Raw genomic sequence first — 13,728 nt, 5'->3', positions numbered from 1 at the left:
AAACGAAGAATAAGTTCAAATAGGAGTGTAAATTTTTGTGAATAAGAAGATATTCAAAAGAAAACTAGACTTCATTATTCAGCCGATAACTAATTATCTGAATAAGCCTAATCATAGAAGGGTAAATAAATACGCTAAATATTATGATAAATTAAGTATAAATAAGGGTACTATCTTGTACGAAAGCAGAGATGGAAATAGTATTACTGATAGCCCTTATGCGATCTTCAAGTACCTACTTGAAAATCCAGAATATAACCATTTCACCCATATATGGTCTATTGCAAACTTTCAAGAAATGAAAACTGTTATAGAAAAATATAAAGGTATTAAAAATATAAAATTTGTAAAAAGAAATTCCAATGAGTATTTAAAACATTTGGCTTCCGCAGAATATCTAATTAACAATTCCACATTTCAGTCATTTTATATCTCAAAGGATGGACAAAAGTATATTAACACCTGGCACGGAACACCATTAAAAACTATGGGCTTTGATATACCGGGTAACCCTTCTTTATCTCAAAATGTAGTTAGGAATTTCTTAAGTGCGGATTATATAATTAGCCCAAATGCGCATACAACACAAGTGTTTTTTAAAAGTTATAAATTAAATGGTATTTTCCAAGGAGAAATTTTAGAAACGGGTTACCCTAGGATTGATTTGACTATCAATACTAATCCAGACGAATATATTAACTATTTAATAGGGTTAGATATTAGCATTGATAGAAAAAAGCAGAATATATTATATGCTCCGACATGGAAAGGCACTAATGTTACAAACGTAAAAAACAATTTAATGCAAATAGTATCAGACATTAACTATCTTAAGAAGAGTGTTGGAAAAGAATATAATCTCTTAGTTAAAGTGCATCCATTCTTATATAAAGAAGCAGTTTTACACAAAGGTTTAAAAGGAACTTTAATTCCGGATAATATTGATACCAATGAGCTTTTATCTACAGTTGATATATTAATTACAGATTATTCAAGTATCTTCTTCGATTTTTTAGTTACAAATAAACCCATTCTCTTTTATACATGGGATTCAGATGAATATAGCGAAGAAAGAGGTCAGTACTTCTCTGACTCTGAACTACCAGGGCCGTTGCTTTATAATGTAAAAGAATTAGAACAAACTATAAAAAAACTCTCGGGAAAAACACATTTTGAAAATGCAAATTATAAAAGTATGAAAGCAACATTTACATCACATGAAGATGGAAACGTTACTAAGAGAGTAATTAAGGCTATTTTTGAAAGTAAAGATCCCAAAGTAGTTAAAAATAATAAATTACTAAAAAGAAAAGAGAATTTGTTATTTTACCCTGGTGGAATGAGAGATAATGGAATTACAAGCTCATTCATTAATTTAATGAACAATATTGATTATAATAATTACGATGTAACTATCTTTATGGCAACACCCAAGGCTAAAGAGGTACTGAAGAATATTAAAAAGGTGGATAAGCGCGCAAGATTTCTTTTTAAACCCGGTTTACCTGTTTATAAATTTTCTGAAGTTTATAGAGATAGATTTATCCATAACAGAGGAGAAAGAGGTTTATTAGGTAAAGTTATTTATCCAGAGAAGGCATATAAAAGAGAACATAAAAGATTATTTGGGAATGCTAGATTTGATCATGTAATAGATTTTAGTGGCTATAGTCTCTTTTGGGCAAAGTATTTATTAGGAGCAGATGCCAAGAAAAAAATATGTTACATGCACAATGATCTTCTTTCTGATAGTGAAAGAAAGATAAAAGGGAAAAGGCCACATAGAATCAATTTAAGAGGATTATTTACTGTTTATCATAGATTTGATAGTCTAGTTAGTGTTTCTAAAGGAACAATGGAATTAAATAGAAGCAATTTATTAAAATATGCAGATTTTAATAAATTCGATTATATAATGAATTCTATAAATCCAGATAAGATACTAAATTTATCAACTAATGATGAAATTCAGGAGAATCATAATTTTAAAGTAGAAAACTTTAAGTCTCGGGCTATTATAATGAATAGAAAAGGATATAAATTATGGAATACACTCCCTGATAGACTTAATGCTAAACAATGCCTTCTAGAAAAAACGTTAATAAATAAAGAATTGCTAATTACTAGAAAGACAATTATTAATGACGAGCTTTTTTACAAAGTTTCTTTTGAAAATCAAGTGATAGGTTGGATTAATGAATATGCACTAAAGTTGTTACCCGATAGCATAGTGGAAGAAGTTGAAGTAGATCAACTTGGAGAAATTATTAGACCTAACGGCAACCATATTTGGTCAAAACCTTATAAAATTGAAGGGTGCTATAAAGTTTCTACTAGTTTAGATTTTAAAGGGATAGTTTTTAGAATAAAAAAAGTGGCCACTACTCAGCATGGCAATTATAGTGAGATTTCTCTAAATAGTAACGTAATAGGTTGGATTGATAATAGAGCTTTAAAAATTATTAAAAATGCCACTGTAACTGAAGATATGAAACCTAGAGAAATGGTCAAGATTAAGAAGTATCAGATTAAAGTTCTTAAAATAAACTATGACAATAATAAGAATTTCATAGACAATATTTCAAATAGAACGTTAAGAGAAACAAATAGGTCCATGTATGCTGTGATTTTAGAGATCAATAATCATTCGATTTGGACAAAAGCGTATCCCAATTATGGTGTGGAAAAAGTTGAACCTCCAAATGAACTTTCAGGTAACATAGTAAAAATTGTTACAACTCATAAAACATGTAAGGGAACATACCACTTATTTGAGTTTGAAGACCAAAAAATCGGTTGGCTAGATCAAAGAGCTTTTAAAATTATCGAGAAACAACCAGTTATTCTTCAACAAAGAAAAATATCTCAAACAGCAGTTGTAGCAGCAAAAGAAGAAGACTATATTTGGGATAAGCCTTATGGGTTAAGAAATGCAAAGAATATAAAAATTAATATGGAAAAACTAAATGATTCAATTGTTGAAATTGATAAAGAAGCAACCACCTTTAAAGGGACTTACTCCCACATATTAAAAGATGGGGTGTCTTTAGGTTGGTTGGATAACCAAGCCCTAAAAATTAAAGAAAACAAGGGATTAACAGTTAACGGGAATCTAATTATTGAACCCCAAGAAGATGAATTGAATTTTGTAAATATGGGTAGATTGTCGCCAGAAAAAGGACAGGATAATTTGATTAAAGCATTTTACAATTTTCATATGGATAATCCTAAGAGTAAACTATATATTCTAGGTCAAGGTCCATTATTGGAAGACTTGGAATCCCTAATTAATGACCTTGGTCTAAATAAATCAGTGTTTCTACTAGGTCAATTAGAAAATCCATTTACCTTTATGAAAAAGTGCAACTGTTTCATCTTATCATCACACTATGAAGGACAACCTATGGTTCTTTTAGAAGCTATGACACTTGGTATGAAAATAATTGCAACAGATATAGTTGCGAATCGTACGGTACTAGAAGATGGTAAGTATGGCCTTCTAGTAGAAAATAGTATAGATGGACTTGAAAATGGGATGAAAGATTTGGCTAACGATAAAATATATAACGAAGAGTTTGACTTCGAAAATTATAATAAGATTGCTATCGGAAGTTTCTACCAGCGTTTGTAATTGAATAAATAGGACAGGTAATTATATATACCTGTCCTTATTATTGTACTATTAACAAGAATTTACGGATTTCTGAACGGAGACCAATTATATGAATGCTAAAATATATGCTATAAATCAAGTAACGGATGAAAAAATAAAGATATGTGGCATCTTTGAATCAAGCAATGAATCAAGCCTTCCTACTTTCTTCTTACAAGAAAGAATACCTATAGATGATTACATAATTCCGGAAAGAATTTATTTAGAAGTTCAGTGGGATGAGTATGAGTTCGAATTTTTGGCGAATTTTGCACAGATAGTTGAAAATTCTAAAAGACACATGATTTGGGACTGTTTTTTTTCTATAGGGAATATGGTTGAAAAATTGACTTTTGATATAGTTCATAACGGATACTCTAAAGAGTATACTAATATTGATTTTATCATTAATATGTACCAAACAAAAATAAAGACACTTGCATTTTCAACAAAAGGAAGACCAAAACAAGTGGAGAATTTAGAATTAAAAGTTATTAACGATGTTATAGTTGGAAAGTTTGAATTAGATTCATTATTAATATTGAAAGCTGACAAATTGTCAATAATTACTAAAAAAAGAATTCAAAACGATATACTCTATCATAGTGATTAGTGATTCTATATTATCTGAAGCAGTATGTGTCGATAATATTTTTCATTTTGAAATTAACTATAAATCATTTTTTGCACATGGAAGTCATCTGAAAAACACTTGGGATTTTTTTGTTGATGTAAAATATCAAAATCAAAAAGAAAGTACGCAATTCCCTTTAGTTTTCGAAAGTAGTAATTTCACAAAAGCAAACTATACTTATAATAAAACTTTGGATTTTAAATTTTATCAAAATTATAGAAAAGCTTTGTCTCTGTCCACTTATTTAAATAAAAATAAACCATTTTTAAAAGTTCTTAATATAGATATAGATGGTGAGGATATTAGATTAGTCGGTAAACTTTCAGAGCAGTTGGACTTGCATAAAGTTGTTATGAGGAAAGATTCAAAATTTAAGCATGGAGACTTGTCAGTAGGTTACCTGGAAATACCTTTCTACTATGATGATGATCACGAATTAATTATAAGTATTAATTTAATTGATTCTATGTCTATACTTTTCTTGGAGGACGGAACCAAATTTATAATAGAATTGGAATTAATAGAGAAAAAAGGGAAAGGGAAATACTTCCTGCCATTAATTATAAATGAACATATACCCCCTCAACATTTGATGTTGAATAATAATTTTCAAGCCACAGTTACTAAAGACTCTTCACATCAGTTAACTGTAAACATTAAAGGAAAAACCTTAAAAAATGAAAAAAACATTATAAATATTGCAGTGAGTGGGTCTTGCTTTAGTAGACTTGCATTTAGTTCAAATGAGTTTTACAACCCTAATTATAAAAATAAATATAAGTTAAGTTTTACTCAGTTTCATTCTTCTGTTGTTAGTATTATGAGTAACCCAGTAGATTTTCCTGAAAGTAAATTTGTGGGGTTTAACAAAAGAGAAATAGAATATATTAAAAGCGATTATGAAAAGGATTTCTTTAAAAAGCTTGAATTAGAAAATCCGGATTTTCTTATACTCGATTTTTATGTTGATGGTTCCAAAGATTTACTTTTTTTCGATAATGAACATATAGTAACAATAAATTATATGCTTAGAAGAAACACTAACTACTTGTATGAAATTAAGAACGATGTAAAAGTTTTAACACATGAAAATATTGAAGATTATTTAGATTTATGGTGCGAAGCAATTGAGAAATTTGCTGAAAAGATAGTTCGAATTATTCCTGAAGAAAGAATAATCTTACAGAAAGTCAGAAAAACTGAAAAATATATTAACAAGGATGGGAAATTAGAACCGTTTAAAGATATAATTAGGCATATTAAAAGAAGTAATTACCTTTTTGAATATATGGAAGATTATTTCGTGAAATTATTACCAAATGTAAACACGATAAATTTAACTAATAATGATTATTATTCTATTGAAAATCATCCGGAAGGCAAAACTCCAGATCACTTAGAAAGCGTTTATTATAGGGATTTCCTTAAACAACTTAATGAAATAAGTTTAAAAAAATATATAAGAAATTAAGGTGGATATTTAATGATTTTAGTAATTGGAGGGGCTGGCTACATTGGTAGCCACCTTGTTAAAGAGTTAATCAAAGTAGAAGAAGTATTAATTTTAGATAATTTATCTACAGGCTATAAGTCGCTGGTTGAGTCTAGAGCTACTTTTATTAAAGGCGACCTGGGAGATGAAAATCTTTTAAATGAGATTTTTGCAAGGTATTCAATAAAAGCGGTGATGCATTTTGCTGCAAACAGCTTAGTCGGAGAGTCAGTCGAGAACCCACTAAAATATTATGAGAATAACGTTATTAAAACTATTACCTTACTAAAGGTAATGATGAAGCACAAAGTCAATAAATTTATATTTTCTTCAACAGCTGCAACTTATGGTGTACCTGAAGTAGATGTTATTGATGAAAAGCAATCTACCAATCCAATTAATCCTTATGGACAAACCAAATTAATCATTGAAAAGGTATTAGAAGACTTTAATAATGCTTATGGATTACAATTTGTGGTTTTACGGTATTTTAATGCTGCAGGTGCTCACGAGTCTGCTCAAATAGGAGAAAAACATGACCCTGAAACACACCTGATTCCAATAATTCTTCAACACCTTTTAGGGAAAAGGGAAAAAATATCTGTTTTTGGGACAGATTATCCTACTCCTGATGGAACTTGTATTCGAGATTATATACATGTTACAGATCTTGCACATGCTCATATAGCAGCACTAAACGCACTTCTTACAAAAAAGAAAGACTGCGCTATATATAATCTTGGTAACGGTAAAGGCTATTCAGTAAGTGAAGTGATAAAAACTTGTGAAAATGTAACCGGAAGAAAAGCAGACATTAACTATGCAGATAGACGAATAGGTGATCCTGCAAAATTAGTAGCATCAAGTGATAAAATTTATGAAGATCTTGGATGGAAAGCTTCTATAAGCTTAGAAGACATCATCAAAAGTGCATGGAAATGGCATGCGAAATAATAATGTCTAACAGTAAACCAAAAGAGTAGGAAAGACTTTTTTTTCTATTAATGTTAAAATACGATTGTGCAGAGTATATTTATATATAATATTTGGCAGAAAGGTCATGACTATATGCAACATGCATTTACTATAGTTAAAGAACAGGTTTTAAATTTTTACCTAGCTAGAAGGTTATCTTTATATGAAATGAAGAGTTCTAATAATAACAATTACCTTGGTTTTTTATGGGAAATTATTAATCCTTTGATACTAATTTCTATTTATTGGTTTGTGTTTGGGTTTGGGATATTTAGAGATAGAGGTAATATTGAAGTAGCTGGTGCGGATGTTCCATTTCTACCTTGGATGCTTTCAGGATTTGTGGTATGGTTTTTTATTAGTCCTTCTATACTAGAAGGATCAAAATCTATATATACTAGGATAAAAATAATATCAAAAATGAATTTTCCTATTAGTGTTATTCCTACATATGTAGTTTTATCAAAGCTGTATCAACACTTTGCAATGCTCATAATTATATTTATTTTATTGCATCTTTTCGGATATCCTGTAAATATCTATTACTTACAACTTCCATATTTCATAATTTCTACAGTTATTTTTCTTATTATTTTAACTTTATTGACATCGACATTAACTGCCATTGTAAGAGATATACAAATGGTTATACAATCTTTTGTACGAATATTAATATACCTAACGCCTTTTCTGTGGCCACCTTATAACCTTAAACCAGAAATTATCCCAATATTAATGAAGTTGAACCCATTTTATTATCTTGCAGAAGGGTACCGCTATTCCTTATTGGGAATAGCGTGGTATCCTATTGAGAATTGGCAATATAGTTTATATTTTTGGGGAATAGCCTTGATTTTATTAATTATTGGTTCAACTTTGCATATTAAGTTCCGAGATAGGTTCGTAGATTTCCTATAAGGAAGTTTCTGAAGGAAAGAAAGTGGAGAAAACTTATGAAACATTCAGTTGTATTTCAAAGTGTAACGAAGAAGTATAAAATGTATAATAAAAGTTTTGAAAAACTTTTGGATATATTTACGCCTAAAGGGTTTGGTGAGGATTTTTACGCTCTCCAAAATATCGATTTTGTTGCAAATGCTGGTGATGTTATTGGTGTTATAGGTGTCAATGGTGCTGGTAAGTCAACTCTTTCAAACCTTATCACAGGTGTAATACCTCCCACTTACGGCAATATTAAAATTTGTGGGAAAGCATCATTAATAGCTATTTCATCAGGGCTAAATAATCAATTAACCGGTATTGAGAATATAGAATTAAAATGTTTGATGCTAGGATTTAGTAAAAAACAAATTGACGAACTTATTCCAGAAATCATTGAATTTGCTGAGTTAGGAAAATTTATTGATCAGCCAGTAAAAAGTTATTCTAGTGGTATGAAATCACGCCTTGGCTTCGCAATTTCAGTAAATATAGATCCTGATGTCCTTGTTATTGATGAAGCGCTTTCAGTAGGGGATCAGGCCTTTGCAGATAAATGTTTAGCTAAAATGAATGAATTTAAAGAAAAAGGTAAAACCATTTTCTTTATTAGTCATTCGTTGGGACAAGTAAAGCAGTTCTGCCAAAAAGCTCTATGGCTAGAAGCTGGTGAGGTCAAAGCCTATGGTGATATAAATGAAATTGCCCCTAAATACGAGGCATTTTTAAAAGAATTCAAATCTATGTCAAAAGAAGATCAGAAAGCATTTAAAAAAAATATAATGTTAAAGAGAGAAAAACTGAATCAACCTTTATCATCTCTGAATGAGTACACAGGGAGACAATCGAATTTCCATGAAGGAAGAATATCAGATAGGAAGAATAATAAAAGTAAATTTACACTTAACAAGTGGTTTTTACTTGGATTACTTTCAACCATTGCAGCAGTACTTGTGATTTTCTTTTTGTCTGGGAATGAAAATGTATCCAAAATTGTGGAAGAAGAAGTAGTTAATGAAAACTCTGAAAAGCCATTGGCGAATTCAATTACACCTACTCAAGTGCAAATGAATGGTGTTATAACTACAGAAGTAGCCCCAGTATATTTTGATGAGAATTTGGAGTATAAATTAATTGATGCGATTTTTTCAACAGTAGTGTTTATTGATTCAGAAATAAATGGAACATATAAAATTGAAATAGATAATCAAACAGGGTATATTAACAAGGAGAACATTGAAATTCTAGAAGAATCTAAAGAAACTACATTATTCTCTTTACAAACATTTACATCTCTCTATCCAGAACAATTTTCAAGCTCATACGAATATTATTTTGCATTCCTAGGCAGTGAAAAGCATGAAATAGAAAATATATTCTCGGATTCAACTGTAACAATTGACGCAAATGGATTGGAGTATTTAGAATATCCATATGCCAATGTGAGGTATAAGTTTAATGAAAATAACGTAGCTGATACGCTTTTAATAAATGATATTCTTATTGAGAGTGCCTTGATTCAAGAATTACAAAGTGAAGCTAAGTACCTAAGTCCAAATGGTCAAGTTATGTTTTATGAGCTCCAAGATGACAGAGTATTAATTTTAAACATGAGAGAAAAGACTCTCGAATTTAAACTTAATAACAGGGATTGATAAGAAAGTGATTCATAAGAAAAGGACAAACGCAAACATTGCTCTTGTCCTTTTTACATTTTAGTCATTACCGATAATTAATGATTCCTTTATTTTTCTGATATTTCCAATTTTACTTACTAGATTGTCTGTATTTATAGTAGAAGCAACCGCACCTTTAGTTAATACCTGCTCCAATTCATCTAATTGTTTAAAAGAAATCTTTTGTGCCAAATCCTTATTTGAATTATTGTTATAAATATTTTTTGCTTCAGAAATTGAAGTCCCTTCTACCAAGATAGATGCTACATTCTCAAAAATATATTCATCCATGTTTTTGAGTTCAGAAGTATGTTCATTGTATATTTTCATCATGTCTTCTAGTGTTATAGCTGTTTCAACTACAAACTCTTCTATTTCCTCTAATATTTCTTCTTCCTCTACTGTCTCTACATTTGACTCTTCCAAGTCCGTTACTGTCTTAGGAGGCAGCAAAGGTGTTGGTCTTGTCTCAGGCTTAGGTTTAGGCACAGGCTGTGGTTTAGGAGTTGGCGTAGGCCCTGGCTTAGGATCTTGAATTGGCGCAGGCTGCGGTTCAGGGACTGGCTCTGGTGTAGGCACAGGCTCAGGCTCAGGTTCTGGTTCGGGCTCTGGTGTAGGCACAGGCTCAGGATCAGGTGTAGGTTCAGGGTCAGGCTCAACTATGGGATTAACAATTGGATTGGTATTCGCAAAATAAAGATTTGTAAGAGGATGGTGTGTATGTATGCTTGTTTCAGAAGATGCAACGCTTCCGCCACCTAAAGTAGCGGTGGTTAATATTAATGTATAGATGAGAGGAGTGCGGGCTGTAAATTTCATTTTTTCCTCCTAGGAAATTAATTGTTATTTTCTATAGAATTTTATCATATTTTGTAAAAAAATGCTTATAAAACTATTTGTTTTATCCTAGTAAGTATATAATTATTTGTAGAAAATGTTTGGGAGATTGATAACTATGAAAAAATTAGTATTGGTATTGTTTTGTGTATTAGGACTTTCATTGATCATCTATGGTAAATCACAGTATGAAAACAAAATTGCAATATCTGGTCAAAAGAAGGTAGAAGCGGTAGAAGAAGTAAATACTGAGTTAGTAGATATGACAGATAATATGAGTAACAAAGTTAAAGAGCTGGTGATTGAGAAAATTGAAAAAGAAGAAAAAATTCAAATCTTAATTGTAGGATCTAACGCTATAATGACAGGTGACGCTGAAAATCTTCCTTGGCCATTGAGGGTGAAAGAGGGCTTAGATAAAACATATGGGGAAGGTGTTTTTGAGCTCGAAGTGATTAACTATAAAAACATCAGCACGAACCATTTAATAGAAAGTGAAGCGTACAAAAGCATTTTTAAACATCATAATGACATAATACTCTTTGAACCGCTACTTTTAAATGATAATGGCTTTGTCAAGGTAGAAGATTCGTTGGCTAATATCAGTTTGATATTAGAGGCAATTGCCATGGAGTTACCTCAATCTCATGTTATTCTTCAACCAGCTAATCCAATATCCCATGCCCCTGTATATGTAAATCAAATTGAAAAGTTACAAGAGTATGCTAAAGAAAAAGATATTGAATACTTATCTCATTGGGACAGTTGGCCAAATAGTGATGAATTGGACGGCTATCTTAAGGGGGGGTATCCGAACAGCAAAGGGCAGGAACTATGGGCAAAATATATATTAGGCTACTTTGCCTCTAATTAATGCACTCTAGCAAATTAGATGTTTTGAATATTAAAGAGTAAAAAAGGACCGGGCAAAATTTGCCTGGTCTCTTAAATTTCATAACTCATTTTCTTTGTTGCTCCAAGAGGGGAATATATTACTTAAAATCTTATCAAGATTATCCAAAGGATAAAAGTGAGTATAAGTAGACATAGAAAACTATATGATATTACTTTCCCCATCCTAGAATGAGAGGTCATATGCTGTATAAAAAGCGTAGGAATCAATAACCAAGGCACTAACAGAATAAATGAAAGAATATATCCGATTAGAGAGTGGGAACCCGTTGCCAGTTTGAATGTGAGAGCAGGAATCACAGTCAACAGGGGAGTTAAACATGTTAAGATAATTAATCGGATTCCATACGCATTCATAAAAATTTTAGTGTTGTCCCAATTCCAATCCATTTGGTAAGCTTTCAAACCTTCATACCTGTTCTTCATATAAGGAACCAGTTTGTTTGTAAGTGCTGCCAAATTGCCACCCTCTTCCTTGAAAATGTATTTGTATTAATCTATGAAGCTTCCTGGAGGAATATACATAGAGTTGTAATAGAAATAGGAGGTTATAAGACTCTCAAAATGTAATTTCCCTATTTAAAACAATTTCAAACAATAAGGCTCTTTTCTAAAAGATTGTTGCTATTTACAAGTGAAAAGTCGGCATTTGGACTTTTTACCGTATATCTACTTTTAAATATCATGCAGTTTCTCCTGAATAACTAGGAAAAGAGCACGACAGCAACAATTAATACGGATGTTGAAAAAATACGAAAAAAAGCATTCTAGTCAAGTCACACTAGAATGCTTTTAGTTATGCAGATTTTGGCACCTGATTGTTTCTTCTGTTGGAGTTTTTTATTTTCGGTACTGTCACCAAGTAATGATCAAAAGGCAATAGCTGAATTGCTTTTACAAACAGGACAGAGCCTATAATTATGCCAATAAAGACAACAGGAAAGTTTAATGTTGTCCATATGAAGTCAGGCAAATAATTTACAAACGCATATATGATAAACATGTGTACCAGGTAGATTCCCATAGATAACTGTCCGACATAAGATAGTGCATTTTCCACTACCTTTACTTTGGATATATAGTCATAAAGGCCAATAATTGTAATAAAAATCACAGGTATATAAATAAAGTTCAATGGTCTATTAGAAGATACCGATCCGTTTGCTTTATACTCAAAAACCGTGAGTAAAATGATAGAAATAGATGCAAGTAATGAGACTACCTTGATTTTTTTTGAAAAATTATAAATACTCTCCCAATTATATGCAGCAAAACCGCCAAAGATAAAAAAGAAAATCCAATTTAGAAACAGGGCACGTTGTGATAATGCATAATGGATTAGTTCGTTATTGGCGTTTGGAGTGTAAATCTCTACAAAGAAATAGTTCAACCCTAAAGATAGTAGAAGGAGGATGCTCCATAAATGTTTGGATCGAATTTTTTGCAGTAATGGAAACAACAGATAAAATTGAAAAACAATTGACATAAAATACAGATGAACATAAGAGTTACCTAAAAGGAAGTTAATAGTGAAAACTTTTTTTCCTTCTGCTAAAGGTGTTGCCCCTTCCAAAATTACTAGTAAGAGAATATAGAATAAGCTCCAAAATAAAAATGGTGAGCCTACTTTCACAAACCGGGATGTAATGAATTTGTTGAATTGAAATCCTTTTTTTCTTACGTGATAAAATAATAGAAAGCCACTGATGACTGCAAAAAGTGGCGTGCCGAATCTTCCTATTTGATTGAAGAAGAAAGTTATATTGTTATACCCATCTTGTTGATAGTAATAGGTGGCAGAAACATGGACTAACACTACAAGTAGACAGGCAACAGCTCTAATAATGTGAATTTCTTCTATATAACCCGATTTTTGTTTTTCCATATTGTTTCACTCCTTAGCTGGAATGCCAACAACATTGTAACGGAATTATATTAGTATAACAATGGTTAATAATTGAAAATAAGCAAAATGATACTAATAATTCATTGACTAATAGCCGTTCGTTTCTTAGTATGATAATGTGCAATTATAAAGAGAGGAGGAAATGCATTGAAGAAATTAGCGATTTTAATGTTTTCCCTTGTAATGATATTGTCAGCATGCGGAACTTCAACTACCAATAATGTTGGTCAAAATGAGTCAATTGAAGAAACTTCCGGTGCTAATAATAACAATGGGGAATCAAATGAAGAAGCTCAAGATGCAAACATCCAGGAGTCCGTCGGTGTGTTTAAAGGATGGGCAGATAATCATACTATTGAAGTGGAAACTGACAATGGATATGTTACCTATTATATAACACCTGAAATGCAAGATGCAGTTAATGCGTTGGAAGAAGGATCCGAGGTATCAATAGCCTTTTTTGAAAATGAAGAGGGCAGATTGGAACTTCAAAGTGTCGAAGCTAAATAATTTTTTACATAAACACCCATAATAGGGTGTTTTTTTATTTGGGGAATTTTACGGAAGTCGACCCCCTATTTCCTTTTTTATTACAGTAAATAATAAAAGATTACAATCAATGATAAAAGATTACAATCTATGACAAAATACCCGTTTACTAAATGGTAATATTTTGATAGATTAGTAATATAGAGATAAATAGGA

10 protein-coding genes are annotated in these 13,728 nt (G+C 31.1%); 8 read left to right on the top strand and 2 right to left on the bottom strand.

Going from position 1 to position 13,728, the window contains the following annotated elements:
- Nucleotides 1-37: 37 nt before the first annotated feature.
- From AB685_RS08105 to tagH, 6 genes are all read left to right on the top strand, one after another.
- The gene (locus AB685_RS08105; protein WP_047970086.1) at nucleotides 38-3,631 is read left to right on the top strand and encodes a CDP-glycerol glycerophosphotransferase family protein; all 3,594 of its coding nucleotides are present in this window, start codon (nucleotides 38-40) and stop codon (nucleotides 3,629-3,631) included.
- A 91-nt stretch (nucleotides 3,632-3,722) separates the two neighbouring features.
- Nucleotides 3,723-4,265: a hypothetical protein gene (locus AB685_RS08100; RefSeq protein WP_047970085.1), complete on the top strand. Its 543-nt coding sequence runs from the start codon at nucleotides 3,723-3,725 to the stop codon at nucleotides 4,263-4,265.
- Complete coding sequence (locus AB685_RS08095) at nucleotides 4,258-5,757, top strand: DUF6270 domain-containing protein (RefSeq protein WP_047970084.1); 1,500 nt, start codon at nucleotides 4,258-4,260, stop codon at nucleotides 5,755-5,757. Before AB685_RS08100 ends, AB685_RS08095 begins: the two co-directional genes overlap by 8 nt.
- Nucleotides 5,758-5,769: 12 nt before the next feature.
- Nucleotides 5,770-6,732 carry a UDP-glucose 4-epimerase GalE gene (galE, locus tag AB685_RS08090; protein ID WP_047970083.1) on the top strand — a complete coding sequence of 321 codons (963 nt, stop codon included), beginning with the start codon at nucleotides 5,770-5,772 and terminating at the stop codon, nucleotides 6,730-6,732.
- A 114-nt stretch (nucleotides 6,733-6,846) separates the two neighbouring features.
- On the top strand, nucleotides 6,847-7,671 hold the full coding sequence (locus AB685_RS08085; RefSeq protein ID WP_047970357.1) for an ABC transporter permease: 825 nt from the start codon (nucleotides 6,847-6,849) through the stop codon (nucleotides 7,669-7,671).
- 35 nt (nucleotides 7,672-7,706) lie between these two features.
- Nucleotides 7,707-9,347, top strand: coding sequence for a teichoic acids export ABC transporter ATP-binding subunit TagH (tagH, locus tag AB685_RS30230; RefSeq protein ID WP_082153555.1), 1,641 nt, complete (start codon nucleotides 7,707-7,709; stop codon nucleotides 9,345-9,347).
- A 60-nt stretch (nucleotides 9,348-9,407) separates the two neighbouring features.
- On the opposite strand, the gene AB685_RS31220 is transcribed toward tagH, so the two are convergent.
- Entirely contained in the window at nucleotides 9,408-10,187 is a 780-nt protein-coding gene (locus AB685_RS31220) for a hypothetical protein (RefSeq protein WP_053073755.1), read from the bottom strand.
- A gap of 136 nt (nucleotides 10,188-10,323) precedes the next feature.
- Between AB685_RS31220 and AB685_RS08070 the strand changes: the two genes are divergently transcribed.
- Entirely contained in the window at nucleotides 10,324-11,079 is a 756-nt protein-coding gene (locus tag AB685_RS08070) for an SGNH/GDSL hydrolase family protein (protein WP_047970082.1), read from the top strand.
- A gap of 834 nt (nucleotides 11,080-11,913) precedes the next feature.
- On the opposite strand, the gene AB685_RS08060 is transcribed toward AB685_RS08070, so the two are convergent.
- On the bottom strand, nucleotides 11,914-13,002 hold the full coding sequence (locus tag AB685_RS08060; protein WP_047970080.1) for an acyltransferase: 1,089 nt from the start codon (nucleotides 13,000-13,002) through the stop codon (nucleotides 11,914-11,916).
- A gap of 168 nt (nucleotides 13,003-13,170) precedes the next feature.
- Between AB685_RS08060 and AB685_RS08055 the strand changes: the two genes are divergently transcribed.
- Complete coding sequence (locus tag AB685_RS08055; RefSeq protein WP_047970079.1) at nucleotides 13,171-13,533, top strand: hypothetical protein; 363 nt, start codon at nucleotides 13,171-13,173, stop codon at nucleotides 13,531-13,533.
- Nucleotides 13,534-13,728: the final 195 nt, after the last annotated feature.

The sequence above is a fragment of the Bacillus sp. LL01 genome (assembly GCF_001037965.1).
The sequence above is the reverse complement of the archived record's forward strand: the minus strand, read 5'-3'. Positions and strand labels throughout refer to the sequence as shown.

What these genes read in the sequence shown, in the direction of transcription:
- AB685_RS08060 (WP_047970080.1), bottom strand. Translation starts at nt 13,002, where the DNA reads ATGGAAAAACAAAAATCGGGTTATATAGAAGAAATTCACATTATTAGA.
- AB685_RS08070 (WP_047970082.1), top strand. Translation starts at nt 10,324, where the DNA reads ATGAAAAAATTAGTATTGGTATTGTTTTGTGTATTAGGACTTTCATTG.
- tagH (WP_082153555.1), top strand. Translation starts at nt 7,707, where the DNA reads ATGAAACATTCAGTTGTATTTCAAAGTGTAACGAAGAAGTATAAAATG.
- galE (WP_047970083.1), top strand. Translation starts at nt 5,770, where the DNA reads ATGATTTTAGTAATTGGAGGGGCTGGCTACATTGGTAGCCACCTTGTT.
- AB685_RS31220 (WP_053073755.1), bottom strand. Translation starts at nt 10,187, where the DNA reads ATGAAATTTACAGCCCGCACTCCTCTCATCTATACATTAATATTAACC.
- AB685_RS08085 (WP_047970357.1), top strand. Translation starts at nt 6,847, where the DNA reads ATGCAACATGCATTTACTATAGTTAAAGAACAGGTTTTAAATTTTTAC.
- AB685_RS08100 (WP_047970085.1), top strand. Translation starts at nt 3,723, where the DNA reads ATGAATGCTAAAATATATGCTATAAATCAAGTAACGGATGAAAAAATA.